Source organism: Novosphingobium chloroacetimidivorans, assembly GCF_014204535.1.
GTDB lineage: Bacteria > Pseudomonadota > Alphaproteobacteria > Sphingomonadales > Sphingomonadaceae > Novosphingobium > Novosphingobium chloroacetimidivorans.
On the sequence record NZ_JACHLR010000010.1, the window covers coordinates 145,929 to 168,454 of the forward strand.

At 65.7% G+C, this 22,526-nt stretch carries 26 protein-coding genes; 15 read left to right on the top strand and 11 right to left on the bottom strand.

The annotated features are described in order from the left end of the window. Positions 1-7: 7 nt before the first annotated feature. From HNO88_RS12860 to HNO88_RS12875, 4 genes are all read right to left on the bottom strand, one after another. Positions 8-427 (bottom strand): Ohr family peroxiredoxin, encoded by a 420-nt coding sequence (locus HNO88_RS12860; protein ID WP_184245883.1) that lies wholly within the window; start codon positions 425-427, stop codon positions 8-10. A gap of 140 nt (positions 428-567) precedes the next feature. Beyond that, on the bottom strand, positions 568-1,971 hold the full coding sequence (locus HNO88_RS12865) for an efflux transporter outer membrane subunit (protein ID WP_184245886.1): 1,404 nt from the start codon (positions 1,969-1,971) through the stop codon (positions 568-570). After that, positions 1,968-3,146 (bottom strand): HlyD family secretion protein, encoded by a 1,179-nt coding sequence (locus HNO88_RS12870; protein WP_184245889.1) that lies wholly within the window; start codon positions 3,144-3,146, stop codon positions 1,968-1,970. Before HNO88_RS12870 ends, HNO88_RS12865 begins: the two co-directional genes overlap by 4 nt. Beyond that, positions 3,143-4,774, bottom strand: coding sequence for an MFS transporter (locus tag HNO88_RS12875; RefSeq protein WP_184245892.1), 1,632 nt, complete (start codon positions 4,772-4,774; stop codon positions 3,143-3,145). The genes HNO88_RS12870 and HNO88_RS12875 overlap by 4 nt, the downstream gene beginning before the upstream one ends. A gap of 201 nt (positions 4,775-4,975) precedes the next feature. Between HNO88_RS12875 and HNO88_RS12880 the strand changes: the two genes are divergently transcribed. Then, a complete protein-coding gene (locus HNO88_RS12880) occupies positions 4,976-5,599 on the top strand; it encodes a response regulator transcription factor (RefSeq protein ID WP_312857074.1) in 624 nt (207 codons plus the stop codon). Here HNO88_RS12880 and HNO88_RS12885 read toward each other — a convergent pair. Both HNO88_RS12885 and HNO88_RS12890 read right to left on the bottom strand, forming a co-directional pair. Continuing rightward, positions 5,596-6,012 (bottom strand): response regulator, encoded by a 417-nt coding sequence (locus tag HNO88_RS12885; RefSeq protein WP_221420002.1) that lies wholly within the window; start codon positions 6,010-6,012, stop codon positions 5,596-5,598. The genes HNO88_RS12880 and HNO88_RS12885 overlap by 4 nt on opposite strands. 45 nt (positions 6,013-6,057) lie before the next feature. Beyond that, positions 6,058-6,744 carry a response regulator transcription factor gene (locus HNO88_RS12890; protein WP_246381707.1) on the bottom strand — a complete coding sequence of 229 codons (687 nt, stop codon included), beginning with the start codon at positions 6,742-6,744 and terminating at the stop codon, positions 6,058-6,060. 163 nt (positions 6,745-6,907) lie between these two features. Between HNO88_RS12890 and HNO88_RS12895 the strand changes: the two genes are divergently transcribed. The 4 genes from HNO88_RS12895 to HNO88_RS12910 all read left to right on the top strand — a co-directional run bounded on the left by HNO88_RS12895 (position 6,908) and on the right by HNO88_RS12910 (position 10,364). After that, complete coding sequence (locus tag HNO88_RS12895) at positions 6,908-7,720, top strand: alpha/beta hydrolase family protein (protein ID WP_184245904.1); 813 nt, start codon at positions 6,908-6,910, stop codon at positions 7,718-7,720. Between the two features lie 87 nt (positions 7,721-7,807). Then, positions 7,808-8,158 (top strand): hypothetical protein, encoded by a 351-nt coding sequence (locus HNO88_RS12900; RefSeq protein WP_184245906.1) that lies wholly within the window; start codon positions 7,808-7,810, stop codon positions 8,156-8,158. A gap of 160 nt (positions 8,159-8,318) precedes the next feature. Then, positions 8,319-8,879, top strand: a complete 561-nt coding sequence (locus tag HNO88_RS12905; RefSeq protein ID WP_184245909.1) for a hypothetical protein — start codon at positions 8,319-8,321, stop codon at positions 8,877-8,879. 3 nt (positions 8,880-8,882) lie between these two features. Next, positions 8,883-10,364 (top strand): mechanosensitive ion channel family protein, encoded by a 1,482-nt coding sequence (locus tag HNO88_RS12910; protein ID WP_184245912.1) that lies wholly within the window; start codon positions 8,883-8,885, stop codon positions 10,362-10,364. 247 nt (positions 10,365-10,611) lie between these two features. On the opposite strand, the gene hmpA is transcribed toward HNO88_RS12910, so the two are convergent. Beyond that, positions 10,612-11,826 carry an NO-inducible flavohemoprotein gene (gene hmpA / locus HNO88_RS12915; RefSeq protein ID WP_184245915.1) on the bottom strand — a complete coding sequence of 405 codons (1,215 nt, stop codon included), beginning with the start codon at positions 11,824-11,826 and terminating at the stop codon, positions 10,612-10,614. Between the two features lie 84 nt (positions 11,827-11,910). Next, positions 11,911-12,354, bottom strand: coding sequence for a group III truncated hemoglobin (locus HNO88_RS12920; RefSeq protein ID WP_184245918.1), 444 nt, complete (start codon positions 12,352-12,354; stop codon positions 11,911-11,913). Positions 12,355-12,522: 168 nt separating this feature from the next. On the opposite strand from HNO88_RS12920, the gene HNO88_RS12925 reads away from it, so the two are divergent. Both HNO88_RS12925 and HNO88_RS12930 read left to right on the top strand, forming a co-directional pair. Next, positions 12,523-13,203 carry an alternative oxidase gene (locus HNO88_RS12925; RefSeq protein ID WP_184245921.1) on the top strand — a complete coding sequence of 227 codons (681 nt, stop codon included), beginning with the start codon at positions 12,523-12,525 and terminating at the stop codon, positions 13,201-13,203. 99 nt (positions 13,204-13,302) lie between these two features. Continuing rightward, positions 13,303-13,821: an Rrf2 family transcriptional regulator gene (locus HNO88_RS12930; RefSeq protein WP_184245924.1), complete on the top strand. Its 519-nt coding sequence runs from the start codon at positions 13,303-13,305 to the stop codon at positions 13,819-13,821. A 36-nt stretch (positions 13,822-13,857) separates the two neighbouring features. Here HNO88_RS12930 and HNO88_RS12935 read toward each other — a convergent pair whose 3' ends face one another. Beyond that, on the bottom strand, positions 13,858-14,178 hold the full coding sequence (locus HNO88_RS12935; RefSeq protein ID WP_246381709.1) for a c-type cytochrome: 321 nt from the start codon (positions 14,176-14,178) through the stop codon (positions 13,858-13,860). A gap of 222 nt (positions 14,179-14,400) precedes the next feature. Continuing rightward, on the bottom strand, positions 14,401-14,730 hold the full coding sequence (locus tag HNO88_RS12940) for a hypothetical protein (RefSeq protein WP_184245930.1): 330 nt from the start codon (positions 14,728-14,730) through the stop codon (positions 14,401-14,403). Positions 14,731-15,018: 288 nt separating this feature from the next. Between HNO88_RS12940 and HNO88_RS12945 the strand changes: the two genes are divergently transcribed. The 6 genes from HNO88_RS12945 (at position 15,019) to HNO88_RS12970 (ending at position 20,484) form a co-directional block, all read left to right on the top strand. Beyond that, positions 15,019-15,498, top strand: coding sequence for a carboxymuconolactone decarboxylase family protein (locus HNO88_RS12945; protein ID WP_184245933.1), 480 nt, complete (start codon positions 15,019-15,021; stop codon positions 15,496-15,498). Between the two features lie 99 nt (positions 15,499-15,597). Then, on the top strand, positions 15,598-16,227 hold the full coding sequence (locus HNO88_RS12950; protein ID WP_184245936.1) for an FMN-dependent NADH-azoreductase: 630 nt from the start codon (positions 15,598-15,600) through the stop codon (positions 16,225-16,227). 300 nt (positions 16,228-16,527) lie between these two features. Beyond that, complete coding sequence (locus HNO88_RS12955; RefSeq protein WP_184246024.1) at positions 16,528-17,520, top strand: threonine ammonia-lyase; 993 nt, start codon at positions 16,528-16,530, stop codon at positions 17,518-17,520. A 446-nt stretch (positions 17,521-17,966) separates the two neighbouring features. Beyond that, complete coding sequence (locus HNO88_RS12960; protein WP_221420003.1) at positions 17,967-18,794, top strand: alpha/beta fold hydrolase; 828 nt, start codon at positions 17,967-17,969, stop codon at positions 18,792-18,794. A gap of 439 nt (positions 18,795-19,233) precedes the next feature. After that, a complete protein-coding gene (locus tag HNO88_RS12965; RefSeq protein WP_184245939.1) occupies positions 19,234-19,848 on the top strand; it encodes an outer membrane protein in 615 nt (204 codons plus the stop codon). A 183-nt stretch (positions 19,849-20,031) separates the two neighbouring features. Further along, a complete protein-coding gene (locus HNO88_RS12970) occupies positions 20,032-20,484 on the top strand; it encodes a hypothetical protein (protein ID WP_184245942.1) in 453 nt (150 codons plus the stop codon). Here HNO88_RS12970 and HNO88_RS12975 read toward each other — a convergent pair. After that, complete coding sequence (locus HNO88_RS12975; protein ID WP_184245945.1) at positions 20,481-20,918, bottom strand: GNAT family N-acetyltransferase; 438 nt, start codon at positions 20,916-20,918, stop codon at positions 20,481-20,483. The genes HNO88_RS12970 and HNO88_RS12975 overlap by 4 nt on opposite strands. 311 nt (positions 20,919-21,229) lie before the next feature. Between HNO88_RS12975 and HNO88_RS12980 the strand changes: the two genes are divergently transcribed. Both HNO88_RS12980 and HNO88_RS12985 read left to right on the top strand, forming a co-directional pair. Then, positions 21,230-21,685 carry a hypothetical protein gene (locus HNO88_RS12980; RefSeq protein ID WP_184245948.1) on the top strand — a complete coding sequence of 152 codons (456 nt, stop codon included), beginning with the start codon at positions 21,230-21,232 and terminating at the stop codon, positions 21,683-21,685. 24 nt (positions 21,686-21,709) lie between these two features. Then, the gene (locus tag HNO88_RS12985; protein WP_184245951.1) at positions 21,710-22,288 is read left to right on the top strand and encodes a hypothetical protein; all 579 of its coding nucleotides are present in this window, start codon (positions 21,710-21,712) and stop codon (positions 22,286-22,288) included. Positions 22,289-22,526: the final 238 nt, after the last annotated feature.

Below are 22,526 nucleotides of genomic sequence, written 5' to 3' on the forward strand. Positions count from 1 at the left end.
TCGACGCTCAATCGACGTTCACCGTCGCCGAGACATGATCGCACGTCGCACGCGCGATCGGGCAGATGCGCATGGCCTCATCGACGATCCGCGTCGCCTCGCCCGCGTCAATGCATGGGATGTCCGCCGACAGCGCGACGTTGAGGTTCAGCGTCTCGCCGCCATCACTATCGACCGCGATGGTGGCGGTGACGTTGCTGTCGGGGGGGACCTTGATGCCGCGCGCCTCGGCGACCTGACGGATCGCGCCAAGAAGCGAAGCGGCGTGGGCGGCGGCGAAGAGCTGCTCCGGGTTGGTGCCGGGACCGTCGTCACCACCAAGGGCGGCCGGCGTAGAAAGCTCGACCTTCAACCGACCATCGCTGCTGGAGGCGAAACCCGACCGGCCACCAAGGGCGGTGGCTGCTGCACTGTATGACTGGCTCATGTTCGTGTTCCTGATTGGGGTGCGACCGCCCGATCAGGGGGGAGGCTTTGAGCGGCCGCATGTCCGATCTAGGGCATCCCACGGCACTCAATAACGAGCAATGTGCCACAACATTGATGCCGTAGGCGGTGCAATATGCCTCAGCGCATCACGCCTCCGCCGAGACTGCGGACGAGCGCCACGTCGAGGACGAAATTACGCGACCGGAGTGCGGCGGCGACACGGCGGCGAAGCAGGAGACGTTCCTCCACAATCAGGACGGATTGGTAGTCGGCCGCGCCTTCGGCGTAGCGGAGCTGCGCCAGTCGATAGGCGCGTTCGGTTGCCGTCAGGGCGGCATCCGCGCCTGCGACCTCGTCGGCGAGCTGCCTGCTGCTGACGGTGACGTCGGCGACCTCGCGCAGCGCCTGCGTCAGGGTCTCGTCGTACGTCGCCACGGACAAGTCGTAGTCCGCACGTGCACCCCGGTAGTTCGCGCGGCGGCGGCCGCCGTCGAAGATCGGCAGGCTGATCGCCGGTCCAGCGGTGCCGATGTCGCTGCCGCTGTTCAGCAAGTTGCCAATGCCGAGCGACTGGAAACCGATCAGCCCTAGCAGATTCACGTTAGGATAGAACTGCGCCCTTGCGACCTTGATCCGCTTGGCGGACGCCTCCACCCGCGATCGAGCGGCGACGATGTCAGGACGCCGCCCGAGCAGATCGGCCGAGAGGTTCGCCGGAAGGCCGAATGCCTTCAGGGCGGGCGTCACGGGGCGCTCGATCGAGATTCCGCGGTCTGGGCCCGCGCCAAGGAGCGCCGCCAGACGGTTGCGCACGAGGCCGATGGCTTCATCGGCCTGCGCCAGGTCGGAACGCGCGGCCGGCGGGCCCGCCTCGGCCTGCGCCAGATCGGCGTCGGAATCGAAGCCGTGCTGCACCCGGGCGCGGACGAGTTCGAGCGACTTCTCCCGCACCCGGAGCGTCTCCTCCAGCACGTCCCGGTCCTTGTAGAGACGGACGAGGTCGGCATAGGTCGCAGCGATGGAAGCAGACACGACGAGCCGCGCGGCGGCAGCGTCCGCGCGCGCAGCCTCCGCATCCGAGGTCGCGGCTGCGAGGGCGGCCCGGTTCTTGCCCCAGAAGTCCAGCTCCCAGCTGAAACCGAGGCTCACGCGACCGTTGTCGTTATAGCCCCGGCGCTCCGGCGTGACTGGTATCCCGTCGTTGGTGCTGGGCTTGCTCACGGTGAGCGAGCCATCGGCCGAGACCGAGGGAAGGAGCGCCGCGTTCGCGGCTCCCACCAGCGCTTGCGCACGGCGCAGCCGTGCCGAGGCCTGGGCCATCGTCGGGGCCTTCGCGAGCCCCTCCTCGATCAGCGAACTCAGCTGGGCGTCACCATAGGCCGTCCACCAGTCGTCGGCGGGCCAGGCCACGCCGGCCCCGGCGAACGTCTCGGCGCTGCGGTAGGTCGCGGGTGCCTTCACCTCGGGCGCGGGCCCAAGATGCGGCGGCGTGACGCAGCCCGCGAGCAGGCCTGCAATGCTCAAGGCGGTCAGCGACCTCATGACGGCCTCCCGCAATGGAAGGAACCGCCCACCAGCCACGATATCAGGCCACCATGCGACCGCCCGTCGACGTGCGAGCCGATCTCGATGCGGGGCGTCGCCGACATGCCGGTCGCCAACCTGTCGAGACCTGGCTGCTTTGGATCGATCAGGATGCGAACCGTGAACCGGCGGACGATCTTCGTGAAATTGCCGGTCGCATTGTCGGGCGGGATGACCGCGAACTCCGAACCACTGGCGCCGAAGGTGCCCTCGACGACGCCACAGAACTTCACGTCCGGGACGGCGTCGATGCCGACCTGAACCCGGTCGCCCGGCCGGATGCGCGCGAGTTGCGTCTCACGCAGGTTTGCCTCGATCCACAGCCCCGTGGTCGGCGTGATCGCAAGAAGACGCGTGCCGGTGTTGACGTATTCGCCCAGCCGCACGTTGCGCGCGGCCACCCGGCCCTCGCGCGGCGCGGCGATCGCAGTCCGGCCGAGGTCGGCGCGGGCGCGCATGAGCTTCGCCTCGGCGCTCTGCAGCTGGGCCTGCGCCGTGAGGCGCTGAGCGCCGAGCACGCCGAGCTGCTTGCGGGCGACGTCGGCCTGGGCGGCGGTCTGGGTAACGGCCGACCGGGACCGCACATTCTCCGCCTCCGCCGCCTCGAACAGCTGGCGACTGACCGCCCCCTGCCCGACCAGGGCGTCCGACCGCTCGAAGTCCGCACCGCTACGCACCGCACTTGCCTTCGCAGACGTCACGCTCGCGTCGGCCGCCCGGATCTGGGAATCCTGAAGCCGCTGCTGCGCGGCTATCTGACCGAGCGACGCCTTGGCCTGCGCGATCGCAGCCTCGGTGTCGGCGACCGCCGAGCTGTAGTCGGTCGGATCGATCCGGATCAGGACTTGGCCCGGCGAGACCTTCGCGTTGTTCTCCGTCAGGACGGCCGTCACGTATCCCGGCACCTTGGGGGACACGAACGTGACGTCACCCTTCACATAGGCGTTGTCGGTCGAGACGAAGGCGACGCTTGCGGGGCCGTAGGCATACAGGCCCGCCACCGCGAGGATGGCTGCACCGCCAAGGAGCACGGCCGCGCCGACGCGCCTGCCCGCGCTCCAAGTCTTAGGCGGCGGTGCGGCGGGGGTGCTGCCCTCCACCGCTTCCGGGCTTGAAACTGCGGTCGTGCTCATGCGGTCTTCCCCTTCGTTTCTATCTTCCTGGAAGCAGCCGGCTCCTCAGCCGGCACAGCGGGCAGCGCCCAGACGAGAATTGCGCCCAGGCCGAGCGCTATCGCGGAGACGAAGAAGGCGTCGGAAAAGGCGAGCGTGAACGCCTGTCCGCCAGACGTCCTCGCGAGGGCCGTCAGGGCAGCCGCCTGGGCGCCGTCCGCATCACCGCCGAACCGTGCGAAGGCGCCGGCCGTCTGGGCAAGCCGCTGCGCGGTTTCCGGTGACGTTGCGCCGATCGCCTCGACGAGGTTCGCGGAATGGAATTTCTCGCGCTCGACCACGAGGTGCGAGAGGATGCCGAGACCGGATACGATGCCGAAAACGCGGGTCAGGTTGAAGATCATGCCGACGGTCGGGCCGTCCTGCATCGTCACCTGATAGGTGGCGAATCTCAGCACGGCGACACTGAAGAAGCCCATCCCGAACCCGGCGACGGCCGCGCCCACGCGCAACTGGTCGGCCGCCCAATCCGGGGTCAGCGGGACGCACAGCGCGGCCGCCGCTGCAAAGCTGCCCAGCCCGGCCGAGAGCAGCCAGCGACTGTCGAGGCGACGCCCCCAAAAATACGAGATCACCAGAGCGATCGCCGTGCTCGGCATCATGGCGGAGAGCACCGCCCCGGTATCGATCGAGCGGTATCCTTGCAGTCGGCCCAGGTATGACGGCACGACATAGACGGCGAACATCTGCCCGAAGCGAAAGAACACGGAGAGGACGATCCCCCAAGTGAACGTCGCCCGGCGGAACACCGACAGCAGCAGCAGCGGCTTCTCGGTCCTCAGCATGCCGACGACGGCGAGGCCCGCCATGACGCCGCCGCCGAGCAGCAGCGCTGGCACCCACCAGGCCTCCAGCCAGAAGTGGCGCTCGCCTTCGGATGCGGCGATGACGATCAACGCGAGGCCGAGGGAGAGCAGCGTGAAGTGCGGCCAGTCGGCACCCTTCAAGACCTCGATCCGCCCCTTCTCCTGCGTCATCACCCGACGCGCGAGGAACCAGTACGGAAGTGCCATTATGGCTTGGGCCCAGAAGAGGCTTCGCCAGCCGAACCCCTCGACGAGCGTCCCGCCGACCGTCGCCGCCAATCCGAAGAACAGGGAGGTCGACGTCGCGAAGAGCGTCATGCCCTCGAAGCGCCCCTGTCCCGGCATCAGCGTCGTCATCACGAGCAGCATGAACATCAACGGCATCGCTCCGCCGAACACGCCGTGCAGCGTGCGCGCGAAGAGCATGATCGGAAGGTTCGGTGCCATCGCGCACAGCGCGGAGGTGATAACGAAGCCGGCGCCCATCACCGCCATCGCTTGTCCCCGTCCAACCCCGAAGGCCAGCGCCGGGGTTGCGAGGATGCCGCCGATCGCACCGACGTTCTGAAAGGTGTTTACGAGGGCGGCGCTGTCGGCCGCCACATGCAACCCGCCCGAGATATCCGCGACGGAGTAGACCGCGACCAGCGGGAAGAGCGAACCGAGCACGCCACCGTAGCCCGCCACGGCCAGCGCCGCATAAGGTGGTTTCTGTTCTGGGGCAGAGGGCAACGGCGTCTCCCACGTGAGCGTTCTTGACAGCCCGAGAATAGCCTCGACCAATTGCTTCGATTATCGGCCGGATCGGCAGGTCATTGATGCCCAGGAGCGAGGAATGCCTCGCCTTTCGTATGATGGCGTCCCATGCCGGACCACGTTACAACGCGTTGGATAATGCCGGTCCCTGGCCCGGCTCGTTCGCCGTCAGCACCGGAGGGGACGATGGAAGCACAGTCGCCAAGCATCGAGCCGGTCGTCCACATCGTGGACGACGACGACAGCATCCGTGATGCGCTCGAAGATCTCTTCCTCTCGGTGGGGCTGCAGGCTCGCAGCTATGCGACTGCGATCGCCTTCCTCGATCAGGCGGACCCCCTGGCCAGCGGATGTCTACTGAGCGACGTGCGGCTACCTCAGCTCGGCGGATTGGAACTCCAAGAACGGCTCGCCTCGCACGGATTCCTCCTACCCGTCGTCTTCATGAGCGGCTTCGCGGACATTCCCATGGCGGTCCGCGGTCTAAAGGCCGGTGCGCGCGACTTCCTCCTCAAGCCGCTCCGGGACCAGGACGTGCTCGACGCGGTGAACGCCGCGATCGAGCTCGACCGGCACTCGCGACTCGTCGCGATCGAGGGCGGAAAGGCTCGCCTGCGGTTCGCCTCACTCACGACCCGAGAGAAGCAGGTCGCGTCCCTGATCCTGTCCGGTCGCAAGAACCGCCAAGTGGCCGATGATATTGGGTTAAGCGAGATCACGGTTAAGATCCACCGCAGCAACGCGATGCGCAAGCTCGGGGCCCACAACGTGCAGGATCTCGTGCGGATGGATCGGCTTCTCTGCTTCGCGATCAGCGACACCGTCGTCACCGCCGTCGCCCCGGACGCCTAGGGGCGCGTTCCGGCACCTCGAAGAGCGCGTTCAACCTCGACATGAAGCTGGTCCGCATCCAACGGCTTGCGGAGGAACGCGACGGCTCCCACGCGGGACGCCCGACTACGCACATGCTCGTCACTCATCGAGCTGACCAGGATCACCGGCATGTCCGGCGCAAGTATTGCGGTTCGCCTTCCTAATTCCAGCCCGTCCATGCCCGGCATGCGAATGTCCGATATGAGGCAGTCGAACGACCTCTGAGCCAATGCGTCCAGAAAGGCCTCTGCGGACGAGAACCGGTCGCTATCGAAGTCCAGCACCTCGAGCAGCTCCGCGATAGCATCGCACATGCCGGCGTCGTCATCGACGACCGCAATCAGGTGGCTACGCTGCAAAGAGTGTTCCTCAAAGAACGGGAACCGGGACAACGCTCAATCCACGATTTCCGGCCGTCTCGTAAGGCATACAGAGGTCTAGGCCACATCGCCCTGCCGGGTCGAAGCCGGAACATGATCCCACATCCGGACCAGTTCAGCGACGGATCCAACCCCCATCTTCTTCATCACGTTCCCACGATGCAGCTTGATCGTCACCTCAGTGACGCCGAGCTCGTAGGCGATCTGCTTGTTCAGCAATCCGCCGACCAAGAGTTCTAGCACTTGGGCCTCGCGCGGAGACAGGCTGTTGAACTTCTCGAGGCTCTCCCGAGCAACGCGGTCAACAGCGCGACGAGCACGATCGGCTTCAATGGCGGCAATCGCCGCGTCCAGCAGATCCTGATCCCGAACCGGCTTCGTCTTGAAGTCGAAGGCTCCCGCCTTGATCGCCCGGATGCTCATGGGCACATCGCCATGGCCGGTGACGAAGATGATGGGCATCAGATGCCCGTTCCCGGCGAGTTGGGCCTGCAGATCTAGCCCACTGGGCCCCGGCATGCGGACATCCAGGATGAAACATCCCGGACGGTCGGGAAGCTGGCTCTCGAGCAGGGAGCGCGCATTGGCGAAGATCATCGTCTCAATCCCGACGGACTCGAAGAGCTCCATCATGGCGTCGCGATGATCAGCGCTATCGTCGGCGATGACGATGAGCGGTTCGTCGACATCGACGGCCGGCAATCTGGGCGCGATGCCTGTCGCGGGCGAACTTTCCTCGATCAATGCCTTAGACCTCCAGTCCGAGGTTCTACCAGAGCATGCAAGTGCCACCAAGGAGGAAGGCCCCAACATAGCCCTTCGTATGACGGCTGCGCGACCCTCTCATGCGAGGGAGCCGAGCCGCGCATGCGGTATCGTCAGGATGATCAAAGCCAAGAGCGGGAAGATGTCGCACATCCCCTTCACATTCCGCGGGTCCGAAGAGGGCGAGCTGGTCGGACGCATCGAACTACCCGCCGTGCCTCCGCGTGCATGGGCGGTGTTCGCCCACTGCTTCGCCTGTGGCGGGGAAAGCCTGGCGGCGGTCTGGATCTCGCGCGCACTCGCAGACCACGGCATCGGCGTCCTGCGCTACGACTTTGCCGGGATCGGCCGCAGCGGCGGAACGGTCTTCGCAGGCGTGACGGCGGACGTGCGCGACCTGGCCGCGGCGGTCGCGGCGATGAACGATGCCGGCATGCCGGTATCGCTCCTCATCGGTCACAGCCTCGGCGGCATCGCCGCAGTCGAGACCGCGGTCGCCTCCGAAGGGATCCGCGCCGTCGTCACGATCGGCACGCCGTCGTCGGCCGACCACCTTGCCGGAATCGGCACCCGGCACGATCGGTTTGAAGCTGGCGGCGTCGTGACAGTCGGCGGTCGCTCGATCGAGGTCGCTCCCGGCTTCGTCGACGATCTGGCGCTCCATCCGCTCGCCCCTTCGCTCAGCACGTCTCGGGTCCCGATCCTCATCCTCCATGCGCCAACGGATGAGGTCGTCGGGATCGAACACGCATCGCGCATCTACGCGGCGGCCCGCCACCCTAAGAGCTTCGTCTGCCTGAGCGGGGCCGATCATCTCCTGACCCGCCGGGAGGACGCCTCCTACGCGGCTTCGGTAATCAGCGCCTGGGTCGCGCCATATGTCGCCGGCAGCCTGGACGCCGATCCAGGGAAGACCGATCAATACCCGCGCAGCGCCGACGCGCTCACCGATTAGCGCCTAGCCGGCATCAATCAGGTGCAGCCGACCCCGATAATCGGTCCAGCCGCAGAACTCTAAACCATGTCTGGAAGGGAGCGACACATGGTAGAGATCGACATCCATCTAAACAGCCGGGAGTGGGCCGAGGTCGCGCGGGCGTTCCAAGAATCCAATCTGCGCGCGCCGTCCCGCGCACCACAGCCCGGTTCGGCCGCAGCCATCCTTTCGCGCATCGAGGCCTTTATCCTCGGCCCGAAGCCCGCGCAGGAGGCCGACACCCCCCGCCGGCAGGTGCTGAGGGACTTCGTCGCCGCTACCGCCGCCCGCCGCCGGGCGGCGGAGGAGTTCGTCCCCGCCCTGCTCTCCTTCGGTCTGAACCGCGTTCAGGTCGAGGCCCTCGCGATGCTGACCGTCCCCGGCCGCTCCTCACGGTCGATGGCGACGGGGCACTGATGCGACGGGCCGGACCTATCCCGATGGATGAGGCCGTCTGCAACCTCGTCTGATGGCGTCTGAATGGAAAGCCGGGAAGAAACCGACGTCCAGCCGTGTCGCGGTGTCACACCGAACAACGCCGCGTCGTCATCATCCCGAGACAAAGAGGACGATAGCCATGCGTTACCTGGGTGAGACCCTTGCGAAGCACACCGCGACACCCATCGACCCCGACAATCGGGAGCGCGACTTCGTGCGCGCGGTCCCCCAGCTCCGGCGGTTCGCCAACCGCCTGCTCCCGGACGTGCTCGAGGTGGAGTCGGTCATTTCAGAGGTCCGCGACGCGTGGATCGCCACCGAAGGATACTTCGACGCACCGATACGCCATCTGCTGCGCCTGGTCGCGCAAGGCTGCATCGAGCGCCAGCGGGCGATCACCCGCTCGATGCCCGAGCCGACGGATGAGGAGCGCGCGGTGCTCGCGATTGCCGACATCGCCGAGGTCTCCCTCCTCATCGCGGTCAACCGGCTGCCCAGGCGCGCGCGCGAGGCTTACGTCGCGTCGGTGCTCGGCCGGACTGTCGGGACCGAGCCGGAAGACGCCACGCTGCTGGCGTGCGCCAGGGACGAGATCCGCGCCGACCGTCCATACCTGAGCGAACTGACAGTCTCGAGCTACGTCCCCGTGGTCCGCGACGTTGACCGTGGCTCGCTCGGCGGCGATGCACGGGCCGAATAGGACGTGAGCCCTTCCAGCATCCTCCTTTTCATCGGCGTCGCCATCGGCATCGCCGCGATGCTCGCCGCGTGCGTCCGACGCGGCGGCTTGAGGTGGCGAATCGGCGCGGCCGGCGCGCTCCTCACCGCCCTGAGCATCGCATTCCTGCTGACCGGAGGGACACCGCTCCTGCCCCCGGGCGGCCGCGTCACGAGCCATGGAGCGCTGGACCAGCTGATCGCCGGCCTGTGGTGGCTGCTGGCCGCGAGCGGACTGTCGTTCGTCGTCCAATACACGCTGGGTCACGACGGCAGGTCCCGGCAGAGCCGGCTGATGTCGGACCTGCTCTCGGCCGGCACCTATCTCGGCGCGCTGCTGGCCGTCATGAGTTTCGTCCTGAAGCTGCCGCTCTCCGGTCTGGTCGCCACCTCGGGCATCGTCGCCGTCGTCCTGGGCCTCGCCCTCCAAAGCACGCTCGCGGACCTCTTCTCCGGCATCGCGGTGGGCGTCGAGCAGCCCTTCCGGCTCGGAGACAGTATCAGCCTGGGCGACGGTATCGAGGGCAGCGTATCACAGATCAATTGGCGCTCGATCCGCATCTCCACCGACGACGATGATGTCGCCATCGTGCCGAACAGCGCTGTAGCCAAGGCGAGGATCGTCAACCGGAGTTTTCCGACATCGCGGAGGGGTGCCGGCTTCGAAATCACCACCGGCGTGTCGGCCGATCCCGAACGGGTCCGAGACCTGATCGCACAGGCTCTCCTCCTGACGCCGGCCGTCCTAGAGAGGCCCGCCCCCTCGATCAACCTCGTCCGGCTCGGCATGAAGACGAGCACGCAGAAGGTGCACTTCTTCGTGGATAGCCCGAAGCAGCTCGGACAGGCAAAGAGCGTCGCCCTGCGTCACGTGCGAACGCTGCTCCTGCAGGCGGGGCTGCTGGAACTTCCCGGAAATGCGCATCCGACGGATCAGGCCAATCCGCTATCCTCGATGCAGCTTTTCGAGAGCCTCACCGCCGAGCAGCTCGACTGTCTCAGCGGGACCTTCACCGCACGGGAAATGGCGGTCGGAGATGCGCTCTTCCAGCAAGGCGACTTCGATACCAACCTCTACATCGTGGCCGACGGCGTTCTCGAGGTGAGTCGCAGGGGCGACGACGGTGCGCTCGAGATCGGCGGCAGGATCGGCCCCGGCGACTACATCGGCGAGATCGGGCTGGTGACCGGCGCGAGCAAGGAGGTGTCCGCCGTCGCGAAGACGCGGACTGTCGTGCAGATCCTCACCAAGGAGACGCTGGAGCCGCTCCTGAAGTCCTCGCCGGCGCTGGCGCAGGCGTTCGAAGCATCGGTGAAGCGCGGCTACGTCCTGCTCGAGCGCGGCCGGATCGTCCGGCCAGCGGCGGATGCACGCGGAATCACGGACTTCCTCCCGCGTTTGCGGGCGTTCTTCCACCCCGCCACCGTGGCCGCCGCCGGAGTCGAGCGACAGATCCCCGACCGCTAGCGCCAGGACGACAATGTTATGTCGTCGCCACCCTAAGCATCTCGCCGGTCCTGCGGACCAGAAAGGGGTCTGCGCCGACGACGTCCAACCGCTCGCCCCTCGAAAGCCTCCACTCGCGACGCCCCAGTACCCTTCTCGGCCGCGGGGCGTGAAGCGATGGTCGACGAGCCGGAACTCGATCGCAGTCAGGCAACTGCCGTCGTCGCCGCCGGCGCGCACGCGATCAAGCTCCTCCTCGCCGGTCACTTCATGCCGCCATCAGCTCGTCCGCAGGACCGAAGAACTCGAAGTGGATCCGGTCGGAAGCGACGCCGGCGAGCGACAGCCCGGCGACGAAGGTCCGCAGAAACGGCTTCGGTCCGCACAGGAAGATGTCGGCCTCCGTCAGCGGCGTGTTCTCCGACAGCCATTCCACGGGGATGAAGCCCTCGCCCTGGTGGGTGCGGCCGAGTTCGTCGACCGGCAGCGGATCGCTGTAGAATGTCGACACCCTCAGGTTCTGGCAGCTGGCTGCAAGATCGCGGACGTGAGCGTCCATCGCGTGCGTCTCACTGCTGATCGTGCCGTGGATGTAGTGCGCCTCCAGATACGGGTGGTCGCGCGCGATCGCCTCCGCCATGCTCACCATCGGTGTAAGACCGACACCACCCGAGAGCAGGATGACCGGCCGCTGAGGCGTCTCGGCGAGGTAGAAGTCTCCCGCCGGTGGCGTGGTCTCCAGAACGTCGCCGACTTGCACGTGGTCGTGGAGGAAGCGCGAACCGCCCTGCCCGTTCGCTTCGCGCTTCACCGATATGCGGTAGAACTCCCCGTTGGGACCACAGGAGATCGAGTAGTTCCTCTTGAGGTCTGGAGCCCCCACCGGCTTCAGGCGAAACGTCAGATACTGGCCAGGCTTGTGGCGGAGGATTGGCCCGCCGTCCTCGGGTCGCAGGATGAACGAGGTGACGACGCTGCTCTCGCGGATCCTCTCCGTCACGACGAACCGGCGCCAGCCGTTCCAGCCACCCTCCGAGCGCATGATCTCATCGCGCAAGACGACTTCGCGCGCCTTCAGGATATTGGCGAGGAACCAGTAGGCCTCCCCCCATGCCGCGAGGACCTCGTCGGTCGCCGCATCACCCAGCACTTCCTTGATCGCCGCCAGAAGGGCGTTTGCCACGAAGGGATAGTGCTCGGGCAGGATGTGGTAGCCGACGTGCTTGTAGGCGATGCGCTCAACGACGGGCACTAGCGCACCCAGGTTCTCGATGTTCTGCGCATATGCTACGATGGCGGCCGCGAGCGCATGGACCTGCGCCCCGCTCTCGCCCTGATTGGCGTGGTTGAAGAGCGCCTTGATGTGCTCGTCCTGGAAAAGCCGCGCATACATCGCGGTCGTGATCGCGGTGCCATGCTCCGCGAGGGCGGGCACGGTGGCCTTCACAATGGCGATGGTCGCGGGCGTCAGTGGTTCGGACATGGCAGTGCTCCTGTGGGTGGGCCGGCACGGCTCCCGGCCGGCGGCGAAGTCGAGGTTCTCCGGCATTTCGCGCCGGGATGGAGATCAGACGGAGGGATAGGTTCGCGTGCTCGAGGTCGATGCCGCACCGGCTGTGCGCGGCGGAGGCATCGCGCCCGGTGAGCGGTATTTGATCGCGAGCTGGAAACTCTCGGCGATCCGTGCGGCCTTGGCCTGCACGGCCGCCGCGACCGGAGCGGGAAGGAGCTCATCCGAGGTCTCGCGCCACAGCTCGAGCCACCTGTCGAAACGCTCCCGTGTCATCTCGTCGGCATGCATGAGGTGCAGCGCCAGGGGGCTTCCCTTGTAGCGGCCCGTCGTGAGCATGATCGATGACCAGAAGTCGGCAAGCCGCGCATGGTGGTCGCCCCAGTCGTGAACGTGGGCGCCGAAGACCGGAGCGAGCAGCGGATCGCTCCTCACCCTCTCGTAGAAGGCCTCGACGAGGGGCCGGATCGTGGCCTCCTGGATGAGTGACGGATGCTCCATCGAACGACTCCGATAAGGTGCAATGCAGATGCACCTATTCTCTCCGTCCAAAGGTGTATGTCAACCGCACCTTTTACATTGCCGTCTGAGATCGAAAGGGGTATTCGTTCTGCACCTTTCGCGACTCGCCCTCATGACGGGCCGCCCAGCATGAGGGAGGACGTTGAAATGTATGAGAAGATCACGGTAGCCATCGAGCACCGGGAACCCGAGAACATGGGTGATCGGGTCGCCTGGGCGTTCACCAAGACGCTCCGCTTCTGCGCGGACCTTATTTTCCAGCAGCGGCACACCCACCGCGCCATCGTGATCGAGACGGTCGCCGCCGTGCCTGGAATGGTCGGCGCCACGCTCACCCACCTGAAGTGCCTGCGGCGCATGGTCGATGACAACGGCTGGATCCGCACGCTCATGGAGGAGGCCGAGAACGAGCGCATGCACCTGATGACCTTCATCAAGGTCGCACGGCCCAACATGCTCGAGCGACTGCTGATCCTGCTCGTGCAGTGGGGCTTCTACTGCGCGTTCTTCGGCATCTATCTGGTCGCCCCGCGCATCGCGCATCGCGTCGTTGGCTACTTCGAGGAGGAGGCGGTGATCAGCTACACACACTTCCTGCAGGCCATCGACGCCGGTGCCATCGCCGATCGGCCCGCGCCCGCGCTGGCGATCCACTACTGGAAGCTGCCCGAGGACGCGACGCTGCGCGACGTCGTGCGCGTCGTCAGGGCCGACGAGGCGCATCACCGCGACGTGAACCACGGGTTCGCGGACGAGCTGGCGGGCGAGGCCCCACAGGAAGCGGCGCCCTATCCCGAGCATGCGGAAGAGCTGAAGGTTGCAGCGTAGCACCTCCATCCACCAACCATTGAGCGATGCGGCCCGGTTCACGCCTGGCCGCCTTGCGCGTCTTGTTCTCGCGCCCTCGTCGCCACATGGAGCTGTCCGATGCAGCTGACCCGCTACACCGACTACGCCATGCGTGTGCTTCTGCACGTCGGCGCGCGCGATGAAGGCGACCTCTCGTCGATACAGGAGATCGCCGACGTCTACGGGATCTCGAAGGATCATCTGAAGAAGGTCGTGCAGGATCTCGCCGCAGCGGGCTTCATCGTCACTGTCCGCGGCAGGACCGGAGGCCTGAAGCTGGGCCGTCCCGCAACCGAGATCACTATCGGACAGATCGTCCGGCACACCGAGACGGGCTTCGACCTCGTCGACTGCAGCTCCTGCCTGATCGCGCCCGCCTGCACCCTCCCCCGCATCCTCGCGGAGGCCACCCGGGCTTTCCTCGACGTGCTGGATCGCTACACGCTCGCGGACATCCTCCAGCGGCGGGCGGACCTGCGGGGCCTCTTCGGTCGCGCCGCCCCCCTCGCCGACATCATCAACGCGGTCGCGGAGGACGAAGGCGCCTGCGTTAAGCGCGAAGGTGGCACCAAGCGAAAGACCGGCAGCCGGAAGTGAGGTCCGCCGCGCAAGCGGACGCCGGTGTAACGCGGCTCAGTCGGTCTGCCTTCTCAGATAGGCGATGATGTCCGCGCGATCGAGAGGATCAGGGACCCCGACGAATAGCATGCTCGTGCCCGGCACGACCTTGCGCGGATCCGCGATCCACGCGTCGAGCATCGCCGAGTCCCACCGCCCGCCGGCTCCGATCAAAGCGGCAGTGTAGCCGAAACGTCGACTGTTCGTGCCCATCTGCCGCCCGAAGACGCCATGCAGGTTGGGTCCCCCGGCGTCGGGAGCGCCATTCGCCACCCGGTGGCATGCGGCGCAGACCCCGAACTTTCGGGCTCCGGCGTCCGCGTCCGCCACCCGCATCAGTGCCTCCAGGGTCGGGTTGGGTCCCGCCGCACGGAGACGCTCCTCTCGCCGGTCACCTTCGCAGGATGCCAGGGTGAGCAGTATCAGCGACGCTGCGAACGTGGTGCGACCTGGGCGCAAGGCGGGAACTCCGGAGAAGGAGAAACGCTAGCCGATGCACAAGGTCGAGCCCATCCGACCGATTGTTCAATCGACAGAACCTAGCGGCACCGTTCCAGATCAGGCCATGCGCGAGAAGCCGCCTTCAGCCCTGTCGCGCGTGGTGGTGCGCTTGACGGCCTCGGCGATCTCCGCGTCGATCGACTTGCGGGCGGAGGCATCGAGCGCAGCATAGCCCTTCGCGTCGATCCCGTGCCGCTTCAGCACCGCGTCGCGCGCGCGCTCGGCAGGCGTCTTCGCGGCCTCGGCCATCAGATCGTCGATCGCGCGGGTCAGGTCCGAGGCTCCACCGGCCTCGCCAGCCCCGCCGGCAGGCCTGTTACGAGCGGGGCCGGTGTAACCGGCCGGATACGCGAAGTTCCTCAGTCCCCCGCCGATCGAAATGGTCATGTCGTCGCTCCTCCTCGCCGGCAGAGCTAGCCTTCCATGGTTAATCAACCTCTACCCCGCCGATGAATACATAGATCTCGAAAATCATGACTCGCAACGACTTGCGATGGAGCGGTAGAAATCCATGCGTCACAGCAGTTTACGCAAGCTCCGCCGTTGCTGCCCAACGATCACTGGCGAATTCGATTACGCCCTTCCGGGCATCAATAAGGTGACATTCACCTACCTAATCGTATGAATTACCGCACCGTATCTCCTCGATATCGAAAGACACGAAGGAGATCGGAAATGACCCAGCGAATCGACCACCTCAAGCTCGTCCCAACGCTGACCCAGAAGCTCACCGAGTTGACCTTCGCGGTGCAGAAGGGCGGCGTAGACCACACCATCCTCAGCCTCATCGAGATCCGCGCCTCGCAGCTCAACGGATGCGCATTCTGCCTCGACATGCACATCAAGCAGGCGAAGATCCACGGCGAGCGCGAGCTTCGGCTCCACCATGTGGCGATCTGGCGGGAATCCAACCTCTTCAACGATCGCGAGCGCGCGGCGCTCGAGTGGACCGAAGCACTGACCAAGCTGTCGCCTCTCGGAGTCCCGGACGGTATCTACGACGCAGTCCGCGCCCAGTTCTCCGAGGAGGAGACCGTTCACCTGACCTACATGGTCATGGTCATCAACGCCTGGAACCGCGCGTCGATCGCCTTCCAGTCGGTTCCGGGGTCGCAAGACAAGGCCTTCGGCCTCGACAAGGCCAACCTGTCCTGATCGCCATCAACGCCTGACCGGTCCGACCGCCCGTGCAATCCCCCCTTCGCGGGCGGTCGACGCCACAGAGACATCGACTTCGAAGTGGAACACCACCCCATGGCATCCATACTCCTCATCACGGCGAGCCCCTACGGCGGCGCTTCGCGCGGAGCGATCCTTGCGATGCAGGCAGTCGAGAACCTGCAGAGGAACCACCCGTCATTGAACCTCGTCGTGCGGGACCTGTCGGCGCTCGCGACCGCGACGATCCATTCGAGCTACGCGGAGGCCGTCGTCGGTGGGCTGGCCCACGACGCGGAGGCATTCGTCCTGTCCGAAGAGCTGATCCGCGAACTCGAGGACGCCACATTCGTCGTGATCGCGACCCCGATGCACAACTACACCGTGCCTGCCTCGCTCAAGATGTGGATCGACTTCGTCCTGCGTTACGGGCGCAGCTTCGCCCCGATCGACGGCGTCAAGACCGGCTTCCTCAAGAACCGTCCGACCCTCGTCGTCGTCACCGCGGGCGGGATCGTGAACGGTGACGGCAGAGCCCAGCCCGACTATCTCACCGGATACCTCGGCGACGTCCTGTCGACCGTCGGCATCCATGACCTCAGGTTCGTCTACCTCGACGGCCTCGCCAGTCCGGTCCGGGCCGAGCAGGTGGCAGCGGACGGCGCCCAGACGATCCAACAGGACGAAGTTTTCGGGCTTGGTGCGCCTGCGGGCGAGTTCGCCTGATATCGTTCAGGGAGCACTATACCCTTGTATGACGGGCGCTGGCAGCTGGTCTGATGTCGCGGCCATCGCCCCCGGTGCAAATTCAGATCGCTCGGACCCCCCCCCACTCCGAGCACGCCGTGCTGCCATTGCCCCCCGGCAGGCACGGTCATGGGCGGGCTGGCTCGCCGAGCTGGCCCGCCCTCATTCATAAAGTGGTTTGAGGCGATGGCGCATTCTCGGGTGGAAACGCTTCGAATTGCCACAAGATTGAGTGGCGGTGGCACTGATCCAAGAGCCGCTTCAAGGAACACCTGGCGGATGACCTCTACGACACAGCTCGCGATCAACATCGAGGACGTCCAGCGGGCTGCCGCACGGGTAGCAGACGCTGCGGTCAGGACGCCGCTCCTGGAGTTCGCACCGCTCAACGAGCGGGCCGGGCGTCGCGTGCTCGTAAAGTTTGAGGGAGCTCAGCATACGGGGTCCTTCAAGTTCAGGGGTGCCTACAATCGCCTCTCCCAGCTGACCGACGCCCAGCGAAGCGCAGGCGTGGTCGCCTGGTCGTCTGGCAACCACGCTCAGGGCGTCGCCGCGGCCGCCTGTCTCCTGGACCTGCCCGCCACGATCGTGATGCCGGCGGATGCTCCACGCATGAAGCTCGAAAACACCCGGTCGCTCGGTGCCGAGATCGTGACCTACGACCGTTTCACGGAATCGAGAGAGGAGATCGCCCGCGCCTTGGCCGCCTCGCTTGGCGCAGTCCTGGTCCCCTCCTTCGATGATCCGCACGTAATCGCTGGGCAGGGGACCGCCGGGCTCGAAATCATGGAACAGGCCAGCGAACTCGGTGTCCGGATCCGACAGGTGCTCGTCTGTTGCGGCGGCGGGGGTCTAGTCGCCGGGATCGCCACCGCCATCAAGGCCACCGATCCGTCCATCGACATCCACAGCGTCGAACCGGAGGCGTTCGACGACACCGCCCGTTCACTGCGCAGCGGCAGGCGCGAGACCGTCGATCGGGGAGCACGGTCGATCTGCGACGCGCTGCTGGCTCCCAGCCCCGGCGAGCTCACCTTTCCGATAAACCAGCGGCTGCTGACCAGCGGACTTGTCGTCCGCGACGATCAGGTGCGGGACGCGATGCGCTTCGCGTTCGGGAGCATGAAGCTGGTCATCGAGCCAGGCGGCGCCGTTGCTCTGGCGGCGATCCTCGGCGGCATCGCCCCATCATGCGAAGAGGCCTCAGTCATCGTCGTTTCGGGCGCAAACGTCGACCCACAACTCTACGCGGACATCCTACACTCGTCCTGAGCGGCGATCGCCCGTGTGGAGCCCAACCGGCTGTCTAGCCGTTCGTATGATGCAGTCCCATCCTTCAGCCAGTCGAGGCGCCGCACCGAGCCACGTATCGGTTGGGTCGACCGAGTCGACCCCCGGCCAGCGCCGGTGGCGACCCGCTCCCTGACTTCGCCACACCGGAGGCTTAGACAGGCCGACCACCATCCGACATGGACCATGCGCGTCCGGCAGCGCGACTGGTCCGAGCGGAAGCCGCGAGACGGGCCTGCCCTCGCGTCGCCTGAGGCTCTGAAGGGGATACGACCATGATGCAAGAACAAGGGATCGAAGATCCGTCATCGTTTCAACCGAACCGTCGCGACGTTCTGGCCGGAATTACCGTGGCGAGCCTGATGCTGACCGTCTCCCCGCTCGCTGCGGCCGACCCCTCTCACACCCCAAAGGACGGAGATACTGCAATGGATACTTTCACCACTAAGGATGGCACGCGCATCTTCTTCAAGGATTGGGGCCCCAAGTCCGCACAGCCGATCGTCTTCCACCACGGCTGGCCGCTCAGCGCGGACGACTGGGACGCCCAGATGCTCTACTTCCTGCAGCAGGGCTTCCGGGTCATCGCCCACGACCGGCGCGGGCATGGCCGCTCAACCCAGACCGACACCGGGAACGACATGGACACCTATGTCGCGGACCTGCTGGAACTGACCGACCATCTCAACCTTCGGGACGCAGTCCACATCGGCCATTCGACCGGCGGCGGCGAGGCGGCACGCTACGCGGCACGCGCCAAGCCTGGCCGCGTTGCCAAGGCCGTCCTAGTCGGTGCCGTCCCGCCGATCATGCTCAAGACGGACAAGAACCCGGGGGGGCTGCCGATGTCGGTGTTCGACGGCTTCCGCGCGGGCTTCGCCAACCGTGCCCAGTTCTACCTCGATATCCCTATGGGCCCCTTCTGCGGCTTCAACCGTCCGGGCGCGAAGATGATCGAAGGCACCGTCCGCAACTGGTGGCGTCAGGGCATGATGGGCGGCGCCAAGGCGCAGTATGACTGCGTGAAGGCGTTCTCGGAAACCGACTTCACCGACGATCTCAAAGCCATCAACGTGCCGGTCCTGGTAATGCACGGAGACGACGACCAGGTGGTGCCGATCGCGGATGCGGCTCTGCTGTCGATCAAGCTCCTCAAGAAGGGAGAGCTCAAGGTCTACAAGGGATATCCGCACGGGATGCTGACCACGCACGCGGATGTGCTCAACCCCGACCTCCTCGCCTTCATCCGCAAGTAGGTCACGGTGAGACGCGGCAAGCCCAGCCTGCCGCGTCTCCCTCGTCATCAAGAGGCGCCTGTCCACCGAGATATCAGGTCGCATCTTCGAAGCCGGTATTTCATTGGCGAGTTTCCCCAGCCCTTCAGCCGACCGCCACTTCTCGATCCAGGTGCCGCCGCAAGCAAGACGATGGTTTGGCCATTCCTCGCACAACGGCATCAATGACATGGCATTGAGGCCGATAATACCATCCCGTGAAGCGGACTACCTACGGTTCGTCTAGCGACGCTCTCGTAGGACACAGAGACAAGGCCGAAGCAACTCGTCGGAGCAGCTAGCGATGCGGTTCCGAGAACGGTGGCCTTCACTCTCGTGATCCCCGGCGCGTCACGCCTGACGATAACCGCCGCCCGGCGCCGATGAACGGATCCGGCGGCATGAACGAAAGGTAAGTGCCATGAAGATCCTGATCGCCACCGCCTCGCTCGCCATCGCCGCCACGATCGCAGCCACTTCCCCCGCCGCCGCCCAGGAGGCTTTCCAAGGGCCCTATGCTGGCATCGAGGCCGGCTGGAACAAGAACAAGATTGATCGCGCCGAGACCGACATCGGTCGCGCGGACGTCCGGACCTCGCAGGACTCGGCGACTGCAGGTATCTTCGCCGGCTACAACCAGAAGGTCAGCGACCGGATCGTGCTCTCGGCCGAGGCAGGATTCAGCATGGGCTTCGACGACGCGGTGACCCGCACCACAGGCAGCACGCTCGCCAGCATCGACCCGGAATACAACTTCGATCTCGGTGTGCGCGCCGGCTATCTCGTCAATGACAAGACCCTAATCTACGCTCGCGGCGGCTACCAGAACCTGCGCGCCTCGGTTCGCATCAACGACGCCACCGCCTCGCGCTACAACAAGGACACCTTCGACGGCTGGTCGGTCGGTGGCGGCGTCGAGCGCATGCTGACGGAGCGCGTCTCGGCACGCCTCGAGTATCGCTACAGCGACCTCGGCGGCAGCGACACGAAGTTCGAGCGCCATCAGGTGCTGGCCGGCGTCGCATACCACTTCTGAGCGATCTGGGCGACGAGCGCCCGCCCCAAGGCTCCCCGGTCGCCGCGCCGGCCGGGGACCGCCTGTCAGAATGGAGACCCCGCCATGCACTACGCGTCTTCCCCCTTCGATCGTCGGGACGTCATTGACTTCGACCCTTTCCATCGATCCTCCGCCACTCGCGTCGAACCCGCATCGCTGACGGTGATCGAGCGCAGCGTGCTCAGCCTCTCGTTAGGGGACTCCGAGAAGACGATCGGTGAACCTCCAAGGTGGCGTCGGTTCACCTCAGGCCTCTTCGGAGAAAAGCTGCCCACCCGCCTCGCCAGCGAACCGCTCGAGGAGCTTCGGCGTTTCGCCATTCTCGCCAGGCTACATGGCCAGGTTGACGACGACACGCTCGATCGCTTCCTGGACGCCGGTTACACCGTCGAGCAGGCTGACCTGGTCACGCACTTCATCGGGCTCCACGCACCGGCGAAACGACCCATCGGCAGCGTGATGGTCGCCTGGCTCGCAATCGCGATCGCGGCGATCTTCGTCTATTTTTTTATAAGGAGTCTTGTCGAGGAACCCGCCATCAGCCTCATCATCACCGGCTTGGCCTTCGTTACCTTCGCCTCGCTCACGGCTCCTCACGAGCACCGGATACGCTAGCGAGAAAGCCGCTGGATGAGGTGGTAGGCAACCGTCTCGTAGCCGCAGCGGTGGTATACGCGCTGCGCACCGGTGTTGCTGAGCGCCGTGTCCAATGCGAGCACATCCTGGCCCGAGGCGACCGCAATCTCTCGAACAGCATCCAGCAAGCTCTCGGCATGACCCTGCCTGCGCGCATCCGGATCGACCACCACGTCGTCGACGTAGAGGAACCTTCCGAACACCAGGTTCTCCTGGAGGCGGAAACCGGCGAGCGCAACGACCGTGGTCCCGTCGAAGATCGCCAGAAGCCGGTATCCCTTCCCCATCTGCCGTCTGATCCTGTCCACGACGGCTACGTCGTCGGCCTCCAGGTGCGGCCTCAGGACACGCATGACCGGAACGCAGACGAGCAAGTCGTCCTCGACCGTCATCTCCCGGAGCGGGACGGACATGGCACCCACATCACTGTTCATTCGGTTTCTCGCTAATCGTTCACGATCGAGGATAGCGATGGATGCGATCGAACAGACGACCGGACCACACCACGACCCGTTGATCACCGTAGGCCGGGGGACCCGAGGCGGCGACCGGTTCAAGGGCAGACCGCCTCATACGAAGGGATAGGTCAGCCCCCGACTAGACGATCGTATGGACGAAGCTCGCCGCCTTCCGTGGCAATCGTTCAATCGCGCGACCGCCGGTCGTGCATGGAGCGATGGCGATGGGCCGTCCGCTGCCAAGCGCCATTAAAGGGTTCCGCTGGGTGAACGCCATCGACCACTCCATCCAAGGACGACGGCATCGCAACGCAGCCTGCCGGGCCCTCATTCCAACGTTAAGACTCGCCGTCCTCGCCCTGTTCTATCCCGCTTTCGTCGACGTCTTCCACTGGGCGGTCGGTATGCCGGGAACACCGCAGACGCCTGGCGGCATCGCGATCGCGACCTTGTCCATGCTGCTCATGTTCGCGGTGCCTTGCTACGGCTTCGCCCGCATCCTCGGCGCGCCTCAGGCTCCAAGCGTCAAGCCGGTACTCGAGGCCCGCGCCCGCAGGCTCGCCTACGCCACCGTCGCCGCGCCCGCCCTCTATTGCTTCGTGGGCGTCTGGCAGTTCCTGCTTTCCAGCCCCCTTTCCGACGCAGCGGCCTGGATCCTGATCTGGTGCCCCGCCATCCTCTATGTGGCACTGGCTCCGATCAGGTTCGCACCGTCCGGTTGAAGAAGCCCATCCACAAGTCTCCGCGTGACGCATGGCGGCACCGCACTGATCTTCGTCATCTATGTAGCCTTCCATCTTGTGAACCACGTGTTGGCATGGGAGGGACAGGCAGAACACGCCGCTGTCATCGAGATCGGCCGGAAGGTCTATCGCTCTCGCATCGGCGAACCGATCCTCGTCGCCGCGATGCTGTTCCAAATCGCCACCGGCCTGATGCTGTCTTGGCGGTGGAGCGCCAAACAGCTCGACTTTCACAAGACCTTCCAGGTCGCGTCGGGCTTTTTCCTGTCGATCTACATCCTCGGCCATATGAACTCGGTCTTCACGCTGGCACGCTGGTCCATGGGCATCCCGACCGGATGGGACTTCGCAACCGGGGCTCCCAACGGCCTCATCCACGATCCGTGGAGCGCGAGGCTGATTCCGCACTATGCCCGCGCGACCTTCCTCGTGGTCGGCCACCTCTTCTCCGGATTGCGCGTGGTCATGCTGGCACACGGAACGATCGAAGCGTCTGCGGATCGAGTGTGGGTCTCGGGAACCGTCTTCGCCGCGGTGCTGTCGGCATCGATCATGCTCGCGATGTGCGGCATGCGCGCCTAAGGAAGGTTCGATCGTCGAACGGACGTGGCCATCCTATACAATTAGATGCCCCCGATCCGCCTTGCGCGTGATGCCCTCGGCCCCGAACGGCCGATAGGAGGTGAGCGCGCGCCGATGGCCGCCCTCTCCCGGGTCGCGACGCGTGGCATCCTCTGCCCGCTGAACGGGCCGGTCCAAACTAACCCCTGTCTGGAGACCGGCCCGTTCCCTTTTCGGCGCCACCGCGCGTCACCGGAAA

What these genes read in the sequence shown, in the direction of transcription:
- HNO88_RS12860 (WP_184245883.1), bottom strand. Translation starts at nt 427, where the DNA reads ATGAGCCAGTCATACAGTGCAGCAGCCACCGCCCTTGGTGGCCGGTCG.
- HNO88_RS12865 (WP_184245886.1), bottom strand. Translation starts at nt 1,971, where the DNA reads ATGAGGTCGCTGACCGCCTTGAGCATTGCAGGCCTGCTCGCGGGCTGC.
- HNO88_RS12870 (WP_184245889.1), bottom strand. Translation starts at nt 3,146, where the DNA reads ATGAGCACGACCGCAGTTTCAAGCCCGGAAGCGGTGGAGGGCAGCACC.
- HNO88_RS12895 (WP_184245904.1), top strand. Translation starts at nt 6,908, where the DNA reads ATGTCGCACATCCCCTTCACATTCCGCGGGTCCGAAGAGGGCGAGCTG.
- HNO88_RS12900 (WP_184245906.1), top strand. Translation starts at nt 7,808, where the DNA reads ATGGTAGAGATCGACATCCATCTAAACAGCCGGGAGTGGGCCGAGGTC.
- HNO88_RS12905 (WP_184245909.1), top strand. Translation starts at nt 8,319, where the DNA reads ATGCGTTACCTGGGTGAGACCCTTGCGAAGCACACCGCGACACCCATC.
- hmpA (WP_184245915.1), bottom strand. Translation starts at nt 11,826, where the DNA reads ATGTCCGAACCACTGACGCCCGCGACCATCGCCATTGTGAAGGCCACC.
- HNO88_RS12920 (WP_184245918.1), bottom strand. Translation starts at nt 12,354, where the DNA reads ATGGAGCATCCGTCACTCATCCAGGAGGCCACGATCCGGCCCCTCGTC.
- HNO88_RS12925 (WP_184245921.1), top strand. Translation starts at nt 12,523, where the DNA reads ATGTATGAGAAGATCACGGTAGCCATCGAGCACCGGGAACCCGAGAAC.
- HNO88_RS12930 (WP_184245924.1), top strand. Translation starts at nt 13,303, where the DNA reads ATGCAGCTGACCCGCTACACCGACTACGCCATGCGTGTGCTTCTGCAC.
- HNO88_RS12935 (WP_246381709.1), bottom strand. Translation starts at nt 14,178, where the DNA reads ATGCGGGTGGCGGACGCGGACGCCGGAGCCCGAAAGTTCGGGGTCTGC.
- HNO88_RS12940 (WP_184245930.1), bottom strand. Translation starts at nt 14,730, where the DNA reads ATGACCATTTCGATCGGCGGGGGACTGAGGAACTTCGCGTATCCGGCC.
- HNO88_RS12945 (WP_184245933.1), top strand. Translation starts at nt 15,019, where the DNA reads ATGACCCAGCGAATCGACCACCTCAAGCTCGTCCCAACGCTGACCCAG.
- HNO88_RS12950 (WP_184245936.1), top strand. Translation starts at nt 15,598, where the DNA reads ATGGCATCCATACTCCTCATCACGGCGAGCCCCTACGGCGGCGCTTCG.
- HNO88_RS12955 (WP_184246024.1), top strand. Translation starts at nt 16,528, where the DNA reads ATGACCTCTACGACACAGCTCGCGATCAACATCGAGGACGTCCAGCGG.
- HNO88_RS12960 (WP_221420003.1), top strand. Translation starts at nt 17,967, where the DNA reads ATGGATACTTTCACCACTAAGGATGGCACGCGCATCTTCTTCAAGGAT.
- HNO88_RS12965 (WP_184245939.1), top strand. Translation starts at nt 19,234, where the DNA reads ATGAAGATCCTGATCGCCACCGCCTCGCTCGCCATCGCCGCCACGATC.
- HNO88_RS12975 (WP_184245945.1), bottom strand. Translation starts at nt 20,918, where the DNA reads ATGTCCGTCCCGCTCCGGGAGATGACGGTCGAGGACGACTTGCTCGTC.